The following is a 22846-nucleotide window of genomic DNA, read 5'->3' on the forward strand; positions in this document are numbered from 1 at the left end:
TAAAAGATGAAGTTTTTGTTTTTTTTAAATGTTTTTAAAAAGGACGCAAGTTTTTTTTGTCCATTGCATCTAAAGCTATATAACAAAAATACTTAAGTTAATATGAAGCACGTTTTTTTTATAAATATCATTTTATTAGGGCTTTTTTCTTGCTCTTCATCTAGTGATGATAATGGTTTACAGGAAGTAGATTCTGAACAAGAAGCAGTAACCGAACTTCACGCGGCGTATGCAGAATTTAATACCGATGCTACCGATATTTATTTGTCTAATAACGGTACCACCGTTACTATTGAAACTACAGGTTTACCAAACCACGAAACTGTTTATTGGGGAGAAGGGAACGAGTTATATAAAGACGAACCAGATGTGGCACTAACACCGTCAATTATGTCTAGCAATAATAATGCGGTTACATTGACTGTTGATGCCGTTCCAGATTTAGACGGAGCGAGCATAGCGACTGATTTAGGAACTGTAGGTATAGCTGTAAGTGGAGCTTCACTTTTTAACGACCAAGAAGGCGGTGGTGCGCTAGACCAAGCGGCTGCAAGTTTAGATTGGACTGGAGCGCATATTGGTCCAGGTGTGTACCATTATCATCTAGAACCGGTGGCATTTTCAAACGACGACGATAATCTTGTTGGTGTTTTGTTAGATGGTGTTTTTATTTATGGAAGAAAATGTTACGAAACAGGAGGCTATCCAACAGATTTAGATGCTTCTGGAGGACACACAGGAATTACACAACATAGTGATGGTGAAGAAGAGTATCATTATCACATTATAAACGAATTGTATTCAACAACAGGGTCTTACATTGTTTTTGCAGGACCTTATCAAGGGTATTAAAAATATTTTAAATGAAAGTTGTAAAAATAATTGGTTTCCTAGTTATCTGTCTTTTAGCTTTTACTTGTAAAACTAGAAAAGAAGATCAAGTAGTGGAACATGACGATTTTAGACATGCAAGACCGCCAAGACAGGAAGGCGGTAGGCGACCAGGACCTCTAGGTGGAGGTAATAGGGTTAGAAATTATGTAGCGACAGATTCCGACGAAGCTGTTGAAAAACTTCATCCTGCTTTTGAAGCATTTAATAAAGAAGCTACAGATATATTTCTTTCAAACAACGGGAAAACTGTAACTATTGAAACCACAGGATTACCAGATCACGAAACTGTATATTGGGGGAAAAATCACGAATTGTATCGTGATGAGCCTAGTGTAGAACGAACACCGTCTATAATGTCTAGTAACAACAACGCTATTTCTTTGGTTGTTGATGCTGCCCCTAATTTAAGCGGTAATACTATTAATACCAATATGGGAACTATTGGAGTTGCAGTAAGTGGTGCTTCTATTTTTAACGATCAAGAAGGAGGAGGCGCACTCGATAGAGCAGCTGCTAGTTTAGATTGGACAGGCGGACACATAGGTCCAGGTGTGTATCATTATCATTTAGAACCTAAGGCTTTTAGTTACAACGACGATAAGTTAGTAGGAATTCTTAGAGACGGCGTATTTATTTACGGAAGAAAATGTTTCGAATCGGGCGATTATCCAACAGACTTAGATGCTTCTGGTGGTCATACAGGTGTTACCCAATATTCTAATGGTAAGGCCGAGTATCATTATCATATTATAAACGAATTATATTCTACCACCGGGTCGTATATTGTTTTTGCAGGTCCATATCAAGGGTATTAAAATGCGAATAAATAAAATTGTTGTTTTGTTTCTTTTAGTGGTTTTTACTGCTTGTAACGATAAAAGTGGGGTTACAAGCAAAACCACTAATGGAACTATTAAAGACCGCATGGTTTTAAAAAAGGATTTATACTTAAATGGCTCCGAAGGGAATTGGTATTTAGGAGACTCATTGTATAACGGTTATGCTGTGCGCTACTTTAAAAACGATAGTTTAATGGAAAAAGTTGGTTTTTACAATGGTAAAAAGCATGGTTTGGCTAAAGTTTGGCATGAAAACGGCAAATTAAAAACCACCTATTATTACAATCAAAATACCATAATAGGAAGCTATAAATCGTGGTGGACTAATGGTGTATTGGCTTATGAAACTAATTATGAAAACGGACAAATTCACGGTGTAGAAAAAAGTTGGTATAATACAGGACAATTGGCTAAAAAGAGACAATTAAAACATGGTCAAGAAGATGGTTTACAAAAGGCTTGGTTAGAAAACGGAAAGCTATATGTTAATTACGAGGCTAAAAACGGAAGAATATTTGGCATGTTAAGAGCAAATTCTTGTTATCGATTAGAAGACGAAAAAGTAATAATGAATAAATGAAAAAGGTAATTGTTTTAATATTGATTTTTCTAAATTTAGCTTGTAAAGAACAGGCAAAAAAGGCGCCTTCTGTAGTTGAAGAAACCAGTAGGGTTGACTATTTACCGTATTATGAAGATGAAGCGTTTACCCCAAAATGGATTACACCAAATACTGAAGCAGAGAAAAATTTTCATAAAATACCAGATTTTAAGTTAACAAACCAATTGGGTGAAACAGTCACTCAAAAAACCTTTGAAGATAAAATTTATATTGCCGACTTTTTCTTTACTACTTGCCCAGGAATTTGCCCAAAAATGACGGGTAATATGTTTAAAATACAAGCAGCCTTTCAAAATGACCCAGAAGTGCTTTTACTCTCTCACTCCGTAATGCCAAGTGTAGACTCTGTATCTGTTTTAAAAGATTACGCAAAAGAGTATGGTGTTATTAGCGGAAAATGGCATTTAGTAACAGGCGATAAATTTCAAATTTATCGCCTGGGTCGAGAGGCTTATTTTGTTGAAAACGATTTAGGTGAGCAAAAGAGTATAGACGATTTTTTACATACCGAAAATTTTCTACTTATTGATAAAAACAAACATATACGCGGCATTTATAACGGCTTAAATAGAGCATCGGTAGCGCAATTAATAACCGATATAAAAGCCTTAAAATTAGAGTAATTTGATTGATTGATAGTGCTAAAAGGGCTTTTGTGTAAAAACTAAAGCTCTTTTTTTGTTATTTTTATTTCTTAAAAATCATATTTATGAAATCTCGCTATATTCTGGTTGTAATCTTGTTTTACTTATCGTGTAAATCGAATAAAATTACGGTAAGAGATTTTAAAACGGTTACCGTTGAAAATATTTTAGAGGATTCATTATTTAGTATTAGAGCGATAGATATTGTAAAAAATCAAAAATATAATCTTTATACATTGTATTATTCTGGCTCAAACAAAACAACGGGTGCACTTAGTTTTAATGATATTTTTACACCTAAAATAGAAAATAAAGGTCGTTTTAATTTTAAAATACCAGATTCTGTAAATGTATATTTTAGGTCTATTGCAAATACATCAAAAAGTACTTTTGTTTTAAGTGTTGCTAATCCTGCTTTGTTGTATAAAAAAGATAAGTTTAATCGTAATTTTGAATTAGTTTATCAAGAAAACAATCCAGATGTGTTTTACGATTCTATGATGTTTTATAACGATTTAGAAGGTATTGCTATTGGAGATTCTACCAATGGTTGTTTAAGCATCATTATTACAAGAGATGGTGGTGAAACCTGGAACAAAATAAGTTGCGATAAACTGCCAGAAGGTTTACCAAATGAAGGAGCCTTTGCTGCGAGTAACTCGAATATAGCCATTGTTGGAAATAAAACTTGGGTAGCAACAACGGCTGGACGTATTTATTTTTCGGAAGATAAAGGTGAAACTTGGGAAGTTTTTAATTCTCCTATGGTTAAAAATAAAGAGACCGAAGGTATTTATTCAATCGATTTTTATGATGAATTAAACGGATTTGCTATTGGTGGCGATTATACAAAACCAAATGAAAATGCTGCCAACAAAATTAAAACCACTAATGGCGGTAAAACGTGGCAGTTGGTGTCGCAACATAAAAATCCGGGGTACAGAAGTTGTGTGCAATATGTTCCTAATGCCAATGCAAAAGAACTAGTAGCTATTGGTTTTAAAGGAATAGATTTTAGCAACGATGGTGGCGAAACTTGGAAACATTTAAGCGACGAAGGTTTTTATACGTTGCGTTTTGTAAACGATAGTGTGGCTTTTGCTGCGGGCTCTGGAAGAATAAGTAAACTCGTATTTAAGGAATAAAAAAAAGAGACGTTTTAAACATCTCTTTGAATTTATTATTTACGATTTATTTTTGTTTTTCATTCTTTTCCATTCATCGAACATTTTTTTCTTAAACTCTTCTTCGGCAACCTGAAGTAAAAGCACTTTTTTAGCAGGAATAATGGTTTTTAGGTCGCTGCTTAATTTGTATTCTTGTTCGTGTAATTTACGTTCTGCTTTGGTAAATTTGTCTAAAAGTTCGCTCGCTTTCTTTTCGGTTAAGCTCGCAATATTTTCTTTAATTTCTTTTTTAAGCGCTCTTAATTCGGTGTGTTTAATTTTGCTTGTTGTTTCGTCGTAAGCATTATAAATAGGCCAAAATTTTTCGGCTTCGGTTTTAGTTAACTCTAAACGCTCTGTAATAAACGAAACTTTAAGTGCTTTAATTTTATCGCGCTTACTTTGCGAAAAACTTTGCAAGGTAAAGGCAAGTATTAAAATAGTTAATGCTACTTTTTTCATAGGTTTTTCGGTGTTATTCTTCAATAAAATCTTCAACATCAATATGGTCTAACAGGTAAGACTCAATATTATCTTCTTCAAAATTATGATTTACAAAGTTTTCTATTTCTAAATTGTCTTCAACAAGTAGTGTCGCCATATCGTACGACGTTAATTCTTCATCTAAAATATAATTTTCAACGGTTTCAATATCTAAAGTATTCCAGCTGTTTTTTTCATTATTAAATAGCGTTAAGCTAAATAGTAATACTACAGCGGCCGCGATACTGGTGGCGTATAAAATATTTCTTTTATTAAATAAAGGAATTACTTTAGGTTTCTTTTCCGATGAAATTTTTTCGGTTACAGCTACTTCTAAAGTTTTAAAATAATTGTCTGGTATTTTAAAACCAGGAGCACTGGCGTTGTCTTTTAGCTTAGCTACACTAAGTAAGGAATCGTCAAAATTATTAAAGTAATCTTGAGGCGTTTTAAATCCTGTTTTGTTAATGTTATGTAAACTTTTGTTTTTCATCTTATTAATAAGACTGTTTTTTTTTATAAAGGTTTAATTACTAGTTAAAAATGCTTCAATTTTTTTTACAGCTAAATGATATGAGGCTTTTAGTGCACCTTCGCTAGTCTCTAAAATATCAGACATTTCACTGTATTTTAAATCTTGAAAGTATTTCATATTAAAAACCAGTTGTTGTTTTTCTGGTAATGTAGCTATGGCTTTTTGTAACTTTAATTGAATGGCATCGCCCTCAAAATAAACATCGGAGGTTAAGTTATTAATCGCTAATTCTTGAACTTCTTCGCTAGTGATTTGTAGTCGTTTCGCTTTTTGATTTAAAAAAGTGAGCGATTCGTTTGTGGCAATGCGGTACATCCAAGAGTAAATTTTACTATCTCCTTTAAATTTATCGATGTTTTTATAAACTTTAATAAAAGTGTTTTGTAGAACATCGTCTGTATCGTCGTGCGACTTTACTATATTTCGTATGTGCCAATATAGGCGTTCCTTGTAAAGGTTTAATAGCTCTTTAAAGGCATCGTCTTTACTGGTGCTAGATTGTAATTGTTTAAGTAAAGTAACTTCTTCTGTCACAAAATCGATTTATAATTAGACTTATAAAAATACTAAAAGTTTAATGTATGGGTTTGTTTTTTGAAAATAATATTTGAGAGGCTGGAAAGTAGTCGTTTTTTATATTTAAATCGATGAAATACATTTTAAATCGATAAAATGTGTTTTTTTCTTGCTTGAATAGGATTTATACTTTATGTTTGTACAAGAAACCTACTTATATGTTAGTCGTCCCCAAGTCTAACAAAAACTGAAAAAGGATAGCTGCCCAAATCTCTATCCTTTTTTTTATGTTTAATTTTTAATCAGTCTTATTCGAAGCTTTGCATATCTACAAGTTTTTTGTAGGTGCCATTTTTTGAAATAAGCTCGTCATGTTTACCTTGTTCTACAATTTCTCCTTTGTTTAAAACTACAATATTGTCGGCATTTTGAATCGTAGAAAGTCTGTGTGCAATAACTATAGACGTTCTGTTTTTCATCATGTTTTCTAGAGCTACTTGTACTAAACGCTCACTTTCAGTATCTAAAGCAGATGTTGCTTCATCTAACACCATAATAGGTGGGCTTTTTAACACAGCTCTCGCAATGCTTAAGCGTTGTTTTTGGCCGCCAGATAGTTTGTTTCCAGAATCTCCAATATTGGTTTCAATGCCTTCAGGTAATTCTTTAACAAATTCCCAAGCATTAGCTACTTTTAGGGCATGAATAACCTCTTCGTCGGTGGCATCTTCTTTTCCTAATTGCAAATTGCTTTTAATACTATCGTTAAACAAAATAGCGTCTTGAGTAACAATGCCTAACTGTTTTCTTAATGATGAAATAGTAAGCGTTTTTATGTCTTGCCCATCAATTAAAATACTCCCTTTGTTTACATCATAAAAGCGTGTAATTAAGTTTGCTAAAGTAGATTTTCCACTACCAGATTGCCCAACAAGAGCTACAGTTTTTCCTTTTGGTATAGTTAAAGAAAAATCTTTTAAAACATACTCTTTATCATATTTAAATGATATGTTTTTAAATTCAATTTTAGAATTGAACCCAGATTTTTCAACAGCATTTGGTACATCTTGAAGCGGATTTTTAGCTGTTAAAATTTCCTGAATACGTTCTGCTGCAGAACCTCCTTTTTTTACATTTACTAAACCTCTAGAGAAGGCTTTTGCAGGAGTTAAAATGTTGTAAGCTAATCCTATGTAAACTAAAAATTTACTTCCTGTTAAAAATGATTCGGAAGCGTCGTTTAAAATTAAATTACCTCCAAACCATAAAATAACTGCAATCATGCAAATGCCTAAAAATTCGCTTGAGGGTGAAGCTAAGCTTTGCCTGATTAATAATTTGTTAGAAAAATTATAAAACCGTTGGGTTGAAGCTTTAAATTTTTCATTAAATAATTTTTCAACATTAAAACCTTTAATGATGCGTAAGCCACCTAAAGTTTCTTCTAAAGTTGATAAAAATAAACCTTGTTCGCGTTGCACGCGGTCTGATTTTCGTTTTAAACTTTTACCAATTTTAGAAATAACAAAGCCAACTATTGGTATAAAAATAAATACAAATACTGTAAGTTTTGTACTTATAATTATCATGGCTATTAATGAGAATAGTATAGTTAGTGGCTCTCTAACTATAAGCTCTAGAACTGGTAGCATTGAGTATTGCAAGTCGTTTACATCGCCTGTTACCCTAGCCATAATATCACCTTTTCGTTTCTCTGAAAAATAGGATAATGGTAATTCTAATATTTTATTATAAACCGTGTTACGAATATCTCGAATAACACCGTTACGTAAAAATACCATAAAGTAGTTTGCTAAATACCCAGAGATGTTTTTTAATAAAAAAGCAAGAACTAGCAGCATGATTACAAAAATTAGAGCTTTAGATTTGTCTCCGCCAGTAAACTCATGCATTCTGTAAGCTAAAAGACCTTCAAAATAGTCGCTAATTTCCCAAATACCTTTGTAAATAGGCGCTGTTGGGTTGGTAATAATAGCTTTACCTGTACAAGGATCGATGTTTTTTTCGAAAATAACATCGAGCATGGGTTTTAATGCTACAAAAGAAAGTGTGCCAAATAAAGCAAAAAACACATTAGAAATAATGTGTCCTATTGCGTATTTTTTATAAGGCTTTGCGTACCTTAATATTTTAAAAAATTCGTTCATTAAATTATATAAGCTTCATATCTTTTAAGATATCTTCTGCTTTTTTATCTAGTTCGGCTTCTGTGTTTTTAAAATCATCTACGTTGTTTAAACTTGTATTTACGCTTACGTAGAATTTTATTTTAGGTTCTGTTCCGCTTGGTCTTAAGGCAATCTGGCTACCATCTTCTGTGTAGTAAATTAACACATTAGATTTTGGTACATCAATATCGGTTTCTTCACCTGTAAGTAGGTGTTTTGCTTTCGATGATTGGTAGTCTTCAAACTTAACTACTTTCGAGCCGTTTATAATTTCAAATGGCGTTTCGCGGGCGTCAATCATCATTTGTTTTATTTCTTCGGCGCCTTGAATACCTTTTTTGGTAAGTGAAATTAATTTTTCTTTAAAACAACCGTGTTCTACGTATAGTTTTAATAACTCTTGGTGGAACGAACTTCCTTGCGATTTTGAAATTGCTGCAATTTCGCAAGCTAAAAGGGTAGAGGTTACTGCATCTTTATCGCGAACAAAATCGCCAACCATATAACCAAAACTTTCTTCGCCACCACCTATAAAATCTAATTCTGGATAATCGTAAATAAGTTTAGCAATCCATTTAAAACCAGTTAAAACAATTTTATTGTCTACGCCGTAAGATGTTGCTAAATTTTTAAGCATTGGTGTAGATACAATTGTTGTAGCGATAAATTCTTTACCTTTTATTTTCCCTTCGGCTTTCCATTGCTTTAATAAGAAATCGGTCATCATAATCATGGTTTGATTTCCGTTTAAAAGCTGTAATTCGCCTTCGGTATTTCTAACAGCAACGCCTAAACGATCACAATCTGGGTCGGTACCAATAACAATATCTGCATCAACCTCGTTAGCCAGCTCTAAAGCCATTTTTAAGGCCGCAGGTTCTTCTGGGTTTGGCGATTTTACCGTTGGAAAATTTCCGTTAGGAACTTCTTGTTCTTTTACAATATGTACATTTTTAAAACCAGCGCGTTTTAAAGTTTCTGGAACCGCAGTAATTGAAGTACCATGAAGAGAGGTAAAAACAATTTTTAAATTGTCTTTAGCATCTTGAGTAGCGCCAACACATCCATTTTCTACAGAAGCATCAACAAAAACATCGTCTACATCTTTACCAATATATTTAATTAAACTTTCGTTTGCTTCAAATTTAATATCGGCATATTCTAAATCGTTAATGGTTTTTATAACAGCAGTATCGTGTGGTGGAACTAATTGGCCACCATCTTGCCAATATACTTTGTAACCGTTATATTCTGGCGGGTTGTGCGATGCTGTTAAAACAATTCCGCAATGGCAGTTTAAATGTCTTACTGCAAACGATAATTCTGGAGTTGGGCGTAAATCTTCAAATAAATAAACTTCAATTCCGTTTGCCGAAAATACATCAGCAACTACTTTTGCTAGCGATTTACTATTGTTTCTACAATCGTAAGCAATTACTGTTTTTACAGTTTCATCTGGAAAAGATGCCTTTAAATAATCGCTTAAGCCTTGTGTACTTTTACCAAGTGTGTATTTATTAATTCGGTTTGTACCTATACCCATTACACCTCGCATACCACCAGTACCAAATTCAAGGTCTTTATAAAAGCTCTCTTGTATATCTTTTGGGTTGTTGGCTATGCTGTCTTTAATTTCAGCTTGTGTGTCCGCATCAAAAGTTGGTGTTAACCACGAATTAATTCGTTCTAAAATTTTTGGTTCTATGTGTATCATGATCAATTAATAAATTAGTATTCAAAAATAAACAATTTGTAAAGGATTACCTTTTAAAAAGACATCGTTTTAACGATTAAATAGGTTTATTTAACCTAAATTTAATTTCTCTTTAATTAAATAGCGTTTTTTATCTGGCTTATTTCTTAAAATAAGTTCGCCTAAAAATCCGGCAATAAAAAACTGGGAACCAATAATCATTGTAGATAACGAAAGGTAAAATTGTGGACGTTGTGTAATTAAGCGTCCTGCTGGGTTTAAAAACAATTTGTCTATGCCTAAATAAAAGGCAAAACCAAAGCCAATAATAAACATAATAACGCCTAAGGCTCCAAATAAATGCATGGGCCGTTTAGCAAAGCGAGATAAAAACCAAATGGTTATTAAGTCTAGAAAACCATGAATAAAACGATTCATGCCAAATTTGGTCTCTCCGTATTTTCTGGCCTGATGTTGTACAATTTTTTCGCCAATTTTTGTAAATCCTGCATTTTTAGAAAGCACAGGAATGTAGCGATGCATTTCGCCATTAACATCAATGTTTTTAACTACATTAATATGATAAGCTTTAAGACCGCAATTAAAATCGTTTAGTTCAACTCCCGATGTTTTTCGAGCGGCCCAATTAAATAATTTAGAAGGTAAGTTTTTAGAAATTACAGAGTCGTAACGTACTTTTTTCCAGCCCGAAACTAAATCGAAACCATCGTTTACAATCATGCTGTAAAGTTCTGGTATTTCGTTTGGGTTGTCTTGTAAATCGGCATCCATAGTAATAACAACATCACCTTGTGCTTTTGCAAAACCAGCATGTAAGGCTTGCGATTTTCCAAAGTTTTTTAAAAAGCGAATACCTTTAACGTTGCTGTCTTTTTGAGAAAGATGGTTTATAGTTTCCCAAGAATTATCTGTACTGCCATCATCAATAAAAATGATTTCATAAGAAAAATGATTGGATTGCATAACCCTTGCAATCCAATCATAAAGTTCTTTTAAAGATTCTTGTTCGTTAAGTAGTGGTATGACTACTGATATATTCATTTAAATATTTTCTGAAAATAAATTAGTTTTCAAAAATACAGAATTTATGCTTCTTCAGGGTTGTTTTTTTTAACTACTACAGCCACAAGTAAGCCTACAATACTGTAACCCACAAGTTGAAAAGCTAAAGATTGCAAAACTTTACCAATAGAAAACATGTTTTCTTGGGCTTCTAATTCTTCTACTGCTGCTGCAATAGCTTCTTCTGGTGCTCCAAAATTACGCATCATTTCAACTTGGGTGTCCATAACTTTATCTTTTAACGTTATTGCAGCGTCTGGGTCGATAAAATTATAAATAAGCAAGGTGGTTACTACGCTTATTACAATACCAATTAAAATTGTAATAAAATAGGAGGTAAAAGCCTGTTTAAAACTTATAAAACCATTTAAAAGGCCTTTTGATTTCATGGCCGAAATAATGCCAAAAACAATAACAATAATCATCATGCCAATGCCAAACCACCATTTGGTCATTAAATCAAGATTCATATAACCCATAATTCCTGCAATTACCAAGACAACGCCAAGGTATAATCCCCAATTTGTAGCAAGGGATTTAATAGTTTTTTCCATAATATTTTGGTTTTTATAATTAGTTATTAAGTTTGTAGTCAAATATAGGGAAACGTTACACATAAAATTTAAATATTTTTTTAATAAATTGTTGGTCGTTAGATAAAAAAGTGTAAATTTGCACTCCAAAATTGATTAGATAAAAGTATTTAGCGATGAGAAAAGGTATACACCCAGAAAATTATAGAGTAGTAGCATTTAAAGATATGTCTAACGACGATGTTTTTTTAACAAAGTCTACTGCAGTAACTAACGAAACTATTGAGGTTGATGGTGTGGAGTATCCGTTAGTAAAAATGGAAATCTCTAGAACATCTCATCCTTATTACACTGGTAAATCTAAATTAGTAGATACTGCTGGTCGTATTGATAAATTCAAAAATAAATACGCGAAATTCAAAAAATAAATTTCAAGTTTTTTAAAACTTTTACAAAGCCTTTCAGAAATGAAAGGCTTTTTTATTTTCTACAATTCGCATACATTTGTTTAAAACAAAGTCTAAGGGCGAAAGGAAACTTCAAACTACAAATTTTAAACTTCAAGCTAAACTATGAACTACATTCTTTTTGATGGTCCATCACGAAATAATCTGTTGCCATTTACTTTTACAAGGCCAGTAGCCGATATTCGAATAGGTATTTTAACTATTCGTGAAAAATGGGAAGCTTATTTAGATACTACCACTACTACGGTTACCGAAGATTATTTATCGGATAAATTTCCTATGGTTGAAATGGATGAAAATATTATGATTAACTCGTCCTTTTTACCAAATTTAGAATTGGTTGAAATGGTTCGTGATTTAAAAGAAAACCAGGCTATTTTTAAAGGAGAAGATGTTATTGCATTTTTTACAAAAGAAGCTCAAGAAGATATAAATTTTAATGATTATGAAGCTTTCGAGTATAATGATGAGCTTTTAAAAATTGAAAATACTTGGGATATTTTCTCAAAAAACGAAGACGCAATTCAAGATGATTTTAATTTTTTAACAAAAAACAGAAAATCGCAGCCTATACCTTCTAGCAATAATGTTATTGATGCTCAAAATATTTTTATTGAGGAAGGTGCTAAGCTGCAGTTTGTAACATTAAATGCCTCTACAGGGCCAATTTATATTGGTAAAAATGCTGAAATCATGGAGGGAGCTGTAATTCGCGGATCTCTAGCATTATGCGAAGATGCCGTAATTAAATTAGGAGCAAAAATTTATGGAGCTACAACTATTGGGCCTGGAAGTAAAGTAGGAGGAGAAATAAAAAACGCAGTACTTTTTGCAAATTCAAATAAAGGACATGAAGGTTATTTAGGTAATTCGGTTTTAGGTGAATGGTGTAACTTGGGAGCAGACACTAATAATTCTAATTTAAAAAATAACTACGCTGAGGTTAGGTTATGGAATTATGAAACCGAAGGTTTCGCTAAAACCGGATTACAATTTTGTGGTTTAATGATGGGAGATCATAGTAAAAGTGGTATAAACACTATGTTTAACACTGGAACCGTTGTGGGTGTTAGTGCAAATATTTATGGCCCAGGTTTTCCTAGAAATTTTGTGCCAAGTTTTTCATGGGGTGGTAATAGTGGTTTTACTAGTTATTTAACTAAAAAAGCTGTAGATGTTGCTAAACGCGTTATGGGGAGAAAAAATGTAGAGTTTACAAAGGAGGACGAAAGCATTTTTGAGTATATATTTGAAGAAACTAAAAAGTATCGGAGAAATTAAAAAATCTATTCGTCTACAGAAAATGACTGTTAAAAGTTTGTTTTAAATCGGTTTAACGAAAATACCACTCTCATTTTTAGTTGGTTGTATAATTTTGGATTATAACAAGAATGTTAAGTTATTAATCCATGTATAAAATTGTTAAAAGTAGACTGCGCTTTAGTGCTATTTTTTTTTCAATACTCATAATTGATGTTATTGTGAAAAATATAAGTGAAGTTTCTTTATTTAGAATGGTAACAAAATCCTCGTTGTTACTTTTGTTAGTAGTATTAGTACTATATCATCGCTCGGAGCAAAAAAAGGAAAACATCTTTTTTTTAATATCTGCTCTAATTTGTTTTTGGCTAGGTGATATATTTATGTTGTTCTATAAAAATATAATATTGTATTTTGTGGCGATTTTCTTTTTTGTTTTAGGTAAATTATTTTACGTATTTAGACTAAGCACGAAAAGAGATTTTAGTATGAATAGATTGCTGCCATATGTGTTATTTGGTGTTGCTTTTATGTTTGTAGTTTATAATTTTATATTTAACGGATTGTGTGAAACTAGTTTTTTTATGGTTTTTCTGTATTTTTTTGCAGCGTTAAAAGTTTTTTTATTTGCTATATTACGTAAAAATGCAGTAGTACCTTTAAGTTATAATTTAGTGTTGTTAGGCGTGTTTTTCTCATTTTTCTCAGACACTATAACGGCATTGTCGTCATTTTCTGAAATAGTTATTCCTTTTTCTGATTCAGCGATTATGGTTTTTTATGGTTTGTCACAGTTTTTTATTGTGATAGGTATTTTAGAAGATAAAAATACATGTGTTTTTAAAAAAAGTTGTAAAAGTTGGTTGTAAAAATTAAGTTGTTAACTATGCGATTGTTTAAAGATAAGCTTCTATTTTCTGTTTTATATTTCAGTATATTAATATTATATCTTTATGTGAAATTTAATACAAATGAGAATTACATAAGAGTATTCGTGAAACCCTTTTTAATGGTTGCTCTATTGATATTTATTTGGGTAAATTCAGTAGATATAAGATCTAACAAGTTTAAATTTTTAAATTTGGCTTTGATAGCATCCTTGGTTGGAGATGTATTAATAGTATTTAAAAACAATCCGATATTTTTTTTAGTTGCAATGTTATTTTTTATGATTGCTAAAATATTTTACATATTTCGTTTTTCAGGCGAAAGAGATTTTAAAATTACTCATTTATATCCTGTTTTAGCCTTCTGTTTTTTTTACATTGTTGCAATTTTCAATATTGTTTTCAAAAATTTAGGCGAATATTTAATACCAGTTTTAATCTATTTGTTGTTTGTTTCCATAGAGTTTTTATTTGCTTTTTTAAGAAGGGTTGAAGTGGATTTTAAAAGTTTTATAATAGTTGTTATTGGTGTGCTTTTTTCGATAAGCTATAATACAATTGCTCTTTTGTCGAAATTTTATGAAGATGATTTTTTGTATAACAGAATTACAGTAGTTTCATGTTATGCTGTCTCGCAGTACTTAATTGTATATGGTTTAGTCACAGAAAAAATTAAGCCGGCTGAAAATTTAGATTAATGCTACTTTGTTTTTTTAACATATCTTAAATCCAGCATATCTACAGGATTTATACCTAAACCTTTTATGTTTTTTCTGGTAAAACGAATAACTTCATCGTAATAAAGAGGTACAATAAGTGCAGCATCCATGGCTAGCGAATCCATTTTGGTGTATAAATGTTTGCGTTTTTCGATATCGTTAATAGAGAATGCTTTGTTGTACAAACTGTCGAACATATCATTTTTATAATGAAAATAATTTGAACCTTTTGGAGCAAAATTTTCACTGTAAAAAATAGACAAATAGTTTTCAGCATCTAAATAATCGGCAATCCATGAACTTCTAAACAAATCTACTTTTCCGTTCGATCGTGCCGTTCTTAACGTAGACTCGGGCATGACATCAACATTTATTTTTAATCCTGCCTTTTCTAGTTCACGTTGTATAAATTCGCAAAAACTTAGGTAATTACTGGTTGTATTTAATGTTATTTCCGGATTACTAATTCCGGTTTCTTTTTTAAATTGGTCGACTAAGGCTTTAGCTTTTTTAGGCTGATAAGTAAAACCAACCGATGTACTGTGTCCTGGAAGGCCCAATGGAATAAATCCGCCATTTGCAGGATTACCAATGCCATTGCGCAAATAAAGAATCATTTTTTTACGATCGAATCCGTAGTTAACGGCCTTTCTAATAAGCGCCGATTGTATTTCTGGTATTTTAGAATCTAAATAAAACCCTAAATATTCTGTGTTTAAATATGGCCCACGAATCATATTAACACTTTCAGAATATTGCTCTCTTAGTTTGCCGTTACTGGTTAATAATTCATCTTTATACGATACATCTAAACTGTTTAAAAAGTCGATATTACCTTGAATAAATTGCAAAAACTCACTTTGTTTATCGGGTAAAAAAGTTATAGATACAGCCTCAAGGTAGGGAAGTTGTTTTCCATGTTTATCGGTTTCAAAATAGTGCTTGTTTTTTCTAAAAACCAGTTTTACATTTTCTTTCCAACGTTTAAATTTAAAAGGGCCAGTTCCTACCGGGTTCGATCGAAAATCTACACCATAATGTTCTACAATTTCTCTAGGCACAACCGAGCAGTATTTCATGCTTAATAAACCAATAAAGGCTGGGAATGGTTGTGTTAATGTAATTTCAAAGATGCTATCGTTTAAAGCTTTAAAATCATCAACTTTATTTAAAACCCAACTACCAGGAGCAGCTACTTTTTTGTCGCGTAAACGGTTTAAGCTAAATTCAAAATCTGAAGCTACTACAGCTCGAGTAGAATCTTTACCAAAAGCAGCATGTTTATGGAAAAACACATCGTTTCTAAGGTTAAATGTGTATGTGGTGGCATCATCAGAAATGGTCCAATTTTTAGCAATACAGGGCACAATGTTTAAAGCGCTATCCGTTTGTACAAGGCCGTTAAAAAGTTGATTGGCCATTCGAATATCTTGTAAAGTTCGTGCAAATGCCGGATCTAAAGTGTTAATATTGGTGTGCTCGTTATAACGAAAAACAAGGTGCTCTTTATTTGTATTAGATTTATTTGAACAAGAAAAAAATAAAATTACCACGCAACTAATTGATAAGTAAAGGTTTAATTGTTTGGTTAAGGGTTTTATCATGTGGGTAATTAATTGTAAATTTGCACTCTTTTAAATGATAAAGGTAAATATAATGAGATTTTTGCCGTTGCGGAAATGAAAGCTAATGAAAAAGAACGTTGCATTTTATACTTTAGGTTGTAAATTAAATTTTTCTGAAACCTCTACCATAGCTAGAACCTTTAAAGATGAGGGTTTTAATCGTGTAGATTTTTCTGAAAAAGCTGATATTTATGTTATAAACACTTGTTCTGTAACCGAAAATGCAGATAAGCGTTTTAAAACCATTGTAAAGCAAGCGCAAAAGGTAAACCCTGATGCATTTGTAGCAGCTGTTGGGTGTTATGCGCAATTAAAACCACAAGAACTAGCTGATGTGCATGGTGTAGATTTAGTTCTTGGTGCAACAGAAAAATTTAAAATTACCGACTACATAAACGACTTATCTAAAAACGATTACGGCGAAGTGCATTCCTGCGAAATTGAGGATGCCGATTTTTATGTGGGAAGCTATTCTATAGGAGACAGAACTCGTGCATTTTTAAAAGTGCAAGATGGCTGCGATTACAAATGTACCTATTGTACTATTCCTTTGGCTAGAGGTATTTCGCGTAGCGATACCATGGATAATGTGTTAAAGAATGCCAGAGAAATATCAGAAAAAAACATAAAAGAAATTGTATTAACAGGAGTTAATATAGGCGATTATGGTAAAGGTGAGTTTGGTAATAAAAAACACGAGCATACTTTTTTAGATTTGGTTACCGAACTAGACAAAGTAGAAGGTATTGAACGTTTAAGAATTTCATCGATTGAGCCAAACTTGTTAAAGAATGAAACCATTGATTTGGTTTCGAAATCCAGAGCTTTTGTACCACATTTTCATGTGCCATTACAATCTGGTAGTAACACTATTCTTAAAAAAATGAAGCGTCGCTATATGCGAGAGCTGTATCTAGATCGTGTTAAAAAAATAAAAGAAGTCATGCCACACGCCTGTATTGGTGTAGATGTAATTGTTGGTTTTCCTGGAGAAACCGACGAGCATTTTTTGGATACTTATAATTTTTTAAACGAATTAGATATATCGTACTTGCATGTGTTTACATATTCTGAGCGCGATAATACTGAGGCAGCCGAAATGGACGGGGTTGTGCCTAAAAACATAAGAACAAAACGTAGCAAAATGTTACGAGGATTATCGGTTAAAAAGCGTCGTGCATTTTACGAAAGTCAAATTGGGACTTCAAGAACCGTGCTTTTTGAAAGTGAAAATAAAGAAGGTTACATATATGGATTTACCGAAAATTATGTAAAAGTAAAAGCACCTTGGAATCCCGAACTTGTAAACACGCTTAATAAAGTAAAGCTTACTAAAATTGATGAAGATGGATTGGTAAGGTTCGATTTTGTTGAGACTTTTGCTGGAAATTAAATCTACTAATCTTGTTTTATTACCTTTAGTCGATTTAATTCACAGGTGTTTATTTCACATATTACATTTGAGGTGTTTTAACCTATTATAAATGAGCTCCTTTTCTAAATTATTTTTAATTATTACCTGTTTTATTTGTTTATCGTCTTGCCATAAAGATAGCGACGACGATTTAACAAGCGACTATTTATTAGGTGTTTGGGAATATGAAAATGAAGATGAAGTTGATGGCACAACATATATCTTTCAACTTGTTTTAGGGCCAAATGATTTGGCAGGTGAAATTGTTCGTTTAGAGTCTAGTACTGGCGAAGTAACTTCTAGTTTTAACGAGCTTATTTGGAATAAAATTAATGATGTTATTGTAGTTGAAGACTCTACTACTTCGGGAAGCTATGTGCTAAATTCTGGAAATAAGCTAATTTCTAAGACCAATGAAAATTTAGTGTTAATAAAAATTTCCCAAGATTATAGCCTGTATTTAGGAGAATAAAAAAAAGTTGCTTTAAAATGTTTAATAATAACACTTTAAAACAACCTATTTAGTTTGTTTCAATAACAAGATTAAATTCTAACTCCAACAGGAAGCATACGTTTATATTTACGATTACTTCTTACAAATTTAGCAATTTCAGGGCTTGTAGGAACCATACTTAAATTTCGTTCTCTAATTTGTTCAAAAACAATTTCTAAAAATTCTTTCTTAAATGTTTCGTTGTTGCTATTGCTCGGAATAACAAGTTTGGTTAAAAATATTTTTCTTTCTTGCAAAGAGTATTCAATCGTAGCTAATTCATTATCAACCTTTAACTCAAATTGGCGTAAAAAGTCGTTGTCAATTAGTTCAGCAGTCTCAACCATGTTATAAAATTTTTAAATTATGTGGAATAGGGAAAAATAGTGAAGACTATTTTATATGTTTGCGTTGCAAATATACGAAAAATTTGCTTATTTTTTGTTAAAAGTTTAGTTAATCTATTCGTTTATAAAGTTTTAACTAAATTGTTCAGTAAAAAATTTGACTTGTAAAATGGATAATACGCCAATAATTCATGTTTATTTTATGCCTGGCATGGCAGCTAGTTCTAAAATATTTGAGAACATAAGTTTGCCTAAAAACCAGTTTCAAATTCATTTGCTTGAATGGATAAGTCCTTCTGAAAACGAATCACTTACAAGTTATGCTTCTCGTTTAGCAGCACATATTAAACACGAAAATATAGTACTTTTAGGAGTCTCGTTTGGAGGCGTAATTGTGCAAGAATTAAGTAAAATAATAAAGCTTAAAAAACTTATTATTGTTTCTAGCGTTAAGTCTAAAAACGAACTACCAAAACGCATGAAATTTGCTAGAAATACTAAAATTTACAAGCTCGCACCAACTAAATTAGCAGGAAATATAGAAAAACTATCTAAGTATGCATTTGGGAAACAGGTTAATAAACGTATTGAACTCTATAAAAAATACCTGTCGGTTAACGACGAGCGTTATTTAAATTGGGCTATCGAAAATATGGTATGCTGGAATCAAGTAGAGCCACAGTCTAAATTAGTTCATATTCATGGCGATGCTGATACGGTTTTTCCTATCAAAAATATTCAAAATTGTACGGTAATAAAAGGCGGAACTCACGTTATGATTTTAAATAAGTATCGTTGGTTTAACAAACATTTACCATATATTATTTTGAAGGACTAATATCATATCTCGATATTTTTCATTAATTTTATCAAAACTTTTTAAACATGAAGATAGTAAAGAATGCCTTAGCGTTTGTGGGATTATTAAGTTTATGTGGCCTTTTTATTTTTGCCTTACAAGATGCACCTACCGACGAAAACTTTGAGAAAAAATTAATTAATGACTATAACGTTTATGCATTACAAATTCCAGATTATTTAGATTTTGCAGGCGAAGCAATGCCTTTAAATAATCCAGATATTTATGAACGTATGGATAGAGAATTATTGGTAAATACCTATTGGCAATCTAACGGGTTGTTAATGTTTAAACGAGCTAAAAAATATTTTCCTATTATAGAACCAATTTTGGCTAAACATGGTATTCCAGATGATTTTAAATATTTAGCAGTAATAGAAAGTGGATTAACAAATGCGGTTTCTCCTGCTGGTGCTCGTGGTGTTTGGCAAATTATGAAAACTACTGGTCGTGAGAATGGCCTAGAAATTAATGATAATGTAGATGAACGATACCATTTAGAAAAGGCTACAGAAGTAGCTTGTAAATATTTAAAAAAATCGAAAGAGCGTTTAGGATCTTGGACCCTAGCTGCAGCTGCTTATAATGCAGGAAATGCAGGAATTGCTAGACGATTAAGAGAACAAAACGTTAGCGACTATTATGATTTATTATTAGGTGAAGAAACGGGGCGTTATATGTTTAGAATTGTAGCGTTAAAAGAAATTTTATCTCATCCTGCAAAATATGGTTTCAACTTTAGAGATAAAGATTTGTATCAAAATATTCCAACTTATAAAGTAGAAGTTGATACAGCTGTTGCTGATTTTTCTACATTTGCACAAGATTTTAATATTAATTACAAAATATTAAAATTGCATAATCCTTGGTTGCGCGAACCTCATTTAAATAATAAATCAAGAAAATTATATCATATCGAAATTCCTAAAGAAGGCTATTATCAATAACAATTGATATGCTTAAATTCTTAGGAAATAATATTTGGCTTTTTTTAATTATACTTAATTATATTATTGCTGTTTCTGCTGTAATAACGGTAATTTTAAAAAATTTAAACCCTACAAAAACACTATCATACATTGTTGTATTAGTGTTTTTTCCTTTTTTAGGGCCTTTGGTTTATTACCTTTTTGGTCAAGAATACCGAAAAAATAAAATTTTTAACCGAAAATATGTTCTAAATAAAACCGTAATAAAAGCAGTAAAAAAAGAACAAGCTTTTAATAAGCAAGAACTACAAAAAGTTAACAATTATTTGGATGAAAAAGTGAAATTAGTAAAGTTGCTTCATAGCAACCAAAACGAGCCATTAACTTTAAGTAATAAAATTGATATATTAAAAAATGGTGATGATAAGTTCGAGAAACTATTTGCCGATATAAAACAAGCAAAACATCATATAAACATTGAATATTACATAATTAAAGATGATGTCATAGGTTCAAAACTACTTAATTTGTTATGCGAAAAGTCTAAAGAAGGTGTAATTGTTAGAATGAGTTATGATGATGTTGGAAGTAAAATTTCTAATAAAATGAAATCTAAACTTGCACATTTCGGCATACAGCACCATGCTTTTATGCCTGTGTTGTTACCTAAATTTACAGGAAAGATGAATTATAGGAATCATCGAAAAATAGCAATTATAGATGGTAAAATTGGTTATGTTGGAGGTATAAATATTGGTGATGAATACGTAAATACCAATAATAAAACGTTTTGGCGCGATACCCATTTAAGAATACAAGGGGAAGCTGTAAAATCTTTACAAATTCATTTCTTATCTACATGGCATTTTGTGTCAAGTGAGGCTATAAAAAATTATAAATTATTTTTCCCCGAACTAAAAATTGAAAATGCAAATGTAGGCTTGCAAATAGCAGCCAGTGGGCCAGATACAGACTGGGCTAATATTATGGAGTTAACCCTAACAGCTATAATAACAGCAACTAATTACGTTTATATTACTACACCATATTTTGTGCCTAATGATGAAATGATTAAAGCATTACAAATTGCATCAAAAAGTGGGGTAGATGTTAACTTGTTAATTCCAGAAAAGTCTGACTCTTGGGTTGTAAAACATGCGTCAAATTCTTATTTAGAAGGCTTGTTTAAAGCTGGAATAAATGTATACAAATATCAAAAAGGTTTTATACACGCAAAAACTATGGTGGTTGATGATATTTTTGCTATGGTTGGCACCTCTAATATGGATTACCGAAGTTTCAATATTAATTTTGAAATTAACTCAGTAATTTACGATAAAGTAAATGCTAAGGAATTAAAATCTCATTTTTTACAAGATTTAGAAGATAGCAAATTAGTAAACCCAGAGGTTTATATAAATCGTTCTAAATTCGATAAGTTAAAAGAATCGTATTGTAGGCTTTGGTCTCCTTTAATATAAAAAAAAGCTTCAAAAATTTAAATTTTGAAGCTTTTTAAGTTGTAAAATCAAGTATTATCGCGACCTTCTTTTTTGAGATCTGAGTGAGCCTCCAGCTCCAAACTGTTGGTTAGGTCCAGAAGAGCGTTTCATATTTTGTTTCATCATTTTAATTTGGTCGGTTAGCATGCCTTGTTTATCAAGCTTACTAGCTTCGTTAAGTAATTTTTGAGCTTCTTGCTTTCTGCGTTTAGAAAAAGCAATACCAGCTAAATTTAATTTTGCCATAGCTAAATCATGATCCATCGATAAACCTAAAGAAATAGCTTTTTTAAAGTATTTTTCAGCTTCGGTCATATTACTTTGTGAAACCATAATACCATGCAAATAGTTGTAATACCCTTGTTGTTTTTTAACTAGGGCAGCTTCAGGATTTTTAATTTTGCTAAGCCATTTTTTTGCACCATCAAAATCTTGTTTTCTTAATCGTAAAAACGCTAATAAAATAAATTCATTTTTAAAATAAAGAAAAACAAAAATAGAAGCCAAAAGTATAAGCATAATACCGTTACCAATGTATCCTTCTGTAAATTGATAAATGGCATAGGCTAGAATTCCAGCTGCAATTATTAACTTAATATTTTTATTGTACATAATAGTTTGATTTAAGGTTGAAAAAGCCCAAAAATAATCGAATTTAGCGTGTTTTTGGTTGTTTTAGTTTGCAAATAAACTAAAATTTATGAGAAAAAGTATAATGCCTTTGGGTTTAAATAAGGTTTAAAGTCTATAAATAAAGGAAAAGGCGTCGTTTTTTATACTTCAAAAAAATAATTAAAATTTTTCTAAAAATGATTTGCAAAGTAATAAAGGGTTTGTATATTTGCCCTCGGTTTTTAAGGAAGCCAATTAGATTAAAATTTTTCAGAATTTAAAGATATAAGATAATGAGTAAGAGAACATTTCAGCCTTCTAAAAGAAAGAGAAGAAATAAACACGGTTTTAGAGAAAGAATGGCTTCTGCTAATGGTAGAAAAGTATTAGCTCGTAGAAGAGCTAAAGGTAGAAAAAGATTATCTGTGTCTTCTGAAACTAGACATAAGAAATAATATGATTAACAATTGTTTATAAATTAAAGGTGTTGCTTAAGTGTAACGCCTTTTTTTATACCTACTGATTATTATTTTTG

Annotated in this window: 25 protein-coding genes; 15 read left to right on the top strand and 10 right to left on the bottom strand. The window is 31.6% G+C overall.

Features of this window, described 5'->3' with window-relative positions; translation table 11 throughout:
- Positions 1-102 precede the first annotated feature (102 nt).
- The 5 genes from PW52_RS14405 to PW52_RS14425 all read left to right on the top strand — a co-directional run bounded on the left by PW52_RS14405 (position 103) and on the right by PW52_RS14425 (position 4144).
- A complete protein-coding gene (locus PW52_RS14405) occupies positions 103-852 on the top strand; it encodes a YHYH protein (RefSeq protein ID WP_044633683.1) in 750 nt (249 codons plus the stop codon).
- A gap of 11 nt (positions 853-863) precedes the next feature.
- Positions 864-1709, top strand: a complete 846-nt coding sequence (locus PW52_RS14410) for a YHYH protein (protein ID WP_082050924.1) — start codon at positions 864-866, stop codon at positions 1707-1709.
- 1 nt (position 1710) lies between these two features.
- Positions 1711-2313 (top strand): toxin-antitoxin system YwqK family antitoxin, encoded by a 603-nt coding sequence (locus PW52_RS14415; protein ID WP_044633684.1) that lies wholly within the window; start codon positions 1711-1713, stop codon positions 2311-2313.
- On the top strand, positions 2310-2978 hold the full coding sequence (locus PW52_RS14420; RefSeq protein WP_044633685.1) for an SCO family protein: 669 nt from the start codon (positions 2310-2312) through the stop codon (positions 2976-2978). Before PW52_RS14415 ends, PW52_RS14420 begins: the two co-directional genes overlap by 4 nt.
- Before the next feature lie 86 nt (positions 2979-3064).
- Positions 3065-4144, top strand: a complete 1080-nt coding sequence (locus PW52_RS14425; RefSeq protein WP_044633686.1) for a WD40/YVTN/BNR-like repeat-containing protein — start codon at positions 3065-3067, stop codon at positions 4142-4144.
- Between the two features lie 39 nt (positions 4145-4183).
- Here PW52_RS14425 and PW52_RS14430 read toward each other — a convergent pair whose 3' ends face one another.
- From PW52_RS14430 to PW52_RS14460, 7 genes are all read right to left on the bottom strand, one after another.
- Positions 4184-4627 (bottom strand): hypothetical protein, encoded by a 444-nt coding sequence (locus PW52_RS14430; RefSeq protein ID WP_044633734.1) that lies wholly within the window; start codon positions 4625-4627, stop codon positions 4184-4186.
- Positions 4628-4640: 13 nt separating this feature from the next.
- Positions 4641-5141 carry a hypothetical protein gene (locus PW52_RS17230; RefSeq protein ID WP_052823520.1) on the bottom strand — a complete coding sequence of 167 codons (501 nt, stop codon included), beginning with the start codon at positions 5139-5141 and terminating at the stop codon, positions 4641-4643.
- A gap of 33 nt (positions 5142-5174) precedes the next feature.
- Positions 5175-5717, bottom strand: coding sequence for an RNA polymerase sigma factor (locus PW52_RS14440; protein WP_044633687.1), 543 nt, complete (start codon positions 5715-5717; stop codon positions 5175-5177).
- A 290-nt stretch (positions 5718-6007) separates the two neighbouring features.
- Positions 6008-7867, bottom strand: a complete 1860-nt coding sequence (locus PW52_RS14445; RefSeq protein ID WP_044633688.1) for an ABC transporter ATP-binding protein — start codon at positions 7865-7867, stop codon at positions 6008-6010.
- A gap of 4 nt (positions 7868-7871) precedes the next feature.
- Entirely contained in the window at positions 7872-9602 is a 1731-nt protein-coding gene (locus PW52_RS14450; RefSeq protein WP_205618143.1) for a phospho-sugar mutase, read from the bottom strand.
- 90 nt (positions 9603-9692) lie between these two features.
- A complete protein-coding gene (locus PW52_RS14455) occupies positions 9693-10643 on the bottom strand; it encodes a glycosyltransferase family 2 protein (protein WP_044633689.1) in 951 nt (316 codons plus the stop codon).
- A 44-nt stretch (positions 10644-10687) separates the two neighbouring features.
- Positions 10688-11218 carry a DUF4199 domain-containing protein gene (locus PW52_RS14460; protein ID WP_044633737.1) on the bottom strand — a complete coding sequence of 177 codons (531 nt, stop codon included), beginning with the start codon at positions 11216-11218 and terminating at the stop codon, positions 10688-10690.
- Positions 11219-11373: 155 nt separating this feature from the next.
- On the opposite strand from PW52_RS14460, the gene PW52_RS14465 reads away from it, so the two are divergent.
- The 4 genes from PW52_RS14465 to PW52_RS14480 all read left to right on the top strand — a co-directional run bounded on the left by PW52_RS14465 (position 11374) and on the right by PW52_RS14480 (position 14509).
- Positions 11374-11625, top strand: coding sequence for a type B 50S ribosomal protein L31 (locus PW52_RS14465; protein WP_044625720.1), 252 nt, complete (start codon positions 11374-11376; stop codon positions 11623-11625).
- A gap of 144 nt (positions 11626-11769) precedes the next feature.
- Positions 11770-12945: a GlmU family protein gene (locus PW52_RS14470; RefSeq protein WP_044633690.1), complete on the top strand. Its 1176-nt coding sequence runs from the start codon at positions 11770-11772 to the stop codon at positions 12943-12945.
- A 128-nt stretch (positions 12946-13073) separates the two neighbouring features.
- Positions 13074-13793: a lysoplasmalogenase family protein gene (locus tag PW52_RS14475; protein WP_044633691.1), complete on the top strand. Its 720-nt coding sequence runs from the start codon at positions 13074-13076 to the stop codon at positions 13791-13793.
- Between the two features lie 17 nt (positions 13794-13810).
- Positions 13811-14509, top strand: a complete 699-nt coding sequence (locus tag PW52_RS14480; RefSeq protein ID WP_131454010.1) for a lysoplasmalogenase — start codon at positions 13811-13813, stop codon at positions 14507-14509.
- Between the two features lie 2 nt (positions 14510-14511).
- Here PW52_RS14480 and PW52_RS14485 read toward each other — a convergent pair whose 3' ends face one another.
- The gene (locus tag PW52_RS14485) at positions 14512-16134 is read right to left on the bottom strand and encodes an ABC transporter substrate-binding protein (protein ID WP_044633693.1); all 1623 of its coding nucleotides are present in this window, start codon (positions 16132-16134) and stop codon (positions 14512-14514) included.
- Between the two features lie 85 nt (positions 16135-16219).
- On the opposite strand from PW52_RS14485, the gene mtaB reads away from it, so the two are divergent.
- Both mtaB and PW52_RS14495 read left to right on the top strand, forming a co-directional pair.
- Positions 16220-17548, top strand: a complete 1329-nt coding sequence (gene mtaB, locus PW52_RS14490) for a tRNA (N(6)-L-threonylcarbamoyladenosine(37)-C(2))-methylthiotransferase MtaB (RefSeq protein ID WP_044633694.1) — start codon at positions 16220-16222, stop codon at positions 17546-17548.
- A gap of 91 nt (positions 17549-17639) precedes the next feature.
- Positions 17640-18041 carry a hypothetical protein gene (locus tag PW52_RS14495; protein WP_044633695.1) on the top strand — a complete coding sequence of 134 codons (402 nt, stop codon included), beginning with the start codon at positions 17640-17642 and terminating at the stop codon, positions 18039-18041.
- Positions 18042-18112: 71 nt separating this feature from the next.
- Here the strand turns inward: PW52_RS14495 and PW52_RS14500 are convergent, their stop codons facing one another.
- Entirely contained in the window at positions 18113-18409 is a 297-nt protein-coding gene (locus PW52_RS14500) for a GNAT family N-acetyltransferase (RefSeq protein WP_044633696.1), read from the bottom strand.
- A gap of 169 nt (positions 18410-18578) precedes the next feature.
- Between PW52_RS14500 and PW52_RS14505 the strand changes: the two genes are divergently transcribed.
- Genes PW52_RS14505 through cls form a run of 3 tightly spaced genes read left to right on the top strand, consistent with a single transcriptional unit; the run spans position 18579 to position 21678 of the window.
- Entirely contained in the window at positions 18579-19247 is a 669-nt protein-coding gene (locus tag PW52_RS14505; protein WP_044633697.1) for an alpha/beta hydrolase, read from the top strand.
- Positions 19248-19294: 47 nt separating this feature from the next.
- Positions 19295-20215, top strand: a complete 921-nt coding sequence (locus PW52_RS14510) for a lytic transglycosylase domain-containing protein (RefSeq protein WP_044633698.1) — start codon at positions 19295-19297, stop codon at positions 20213-20215.
- A gap of 8 nt (positions 20216-20223) precedes the next feature.
- A complete protein-coding gene (cls, locus tag PW52_RS14515) occupies positions 20224-21678 on the top strand; it encodes a cardiolipin synthase (RefSeq protein ID WP_044633699.1) in 1455 nt (484 codons plus the stop codon).
- Positions 21679-21732: 54 nt separating this feature from the next.
- Here cls and PW52_RS14520 read toward each other — a convergent pair whose 3' ends face one another.
- The gene (locus tag PW52_RS14520) at positions 21733-22311 is read right to left on the bottom strand and encodes a tetratricopeptide repeat protein (protein ID WP_044633700.1); all 579 of its coding nucleotides are present in this window, start codon (positions 22309-22311) and stop codon (positions 21733-21735) included.
- Positions 22312-22604: 293 nt separating this feature from the next.
- On the opposite strand from PW52_RS14520, the gene rpmH reads away from it, so the two are divergent.
- Entirely contained in the window at positions 22605-22766 is a 162-nt protein-coding gene (gene rpmH, locus PW52_RS14525; RefSeq protein WP_042244185.1) for a 50S ribosomal protein L34, read from the top strand.
- The last annotated feature ends 80 nt before the right edge of the window (positions 22767-22846 follow it).

It is taken from the genome of Neotamlana sedimentorum, assembly GCF_000943565.1.
Lineage (GTDB): Bacteria > Bacteroidota > Bacteroidia > Flavobacteriales > Flavobacteriaceae > Neotamlana > Neotamlana sedimentorum.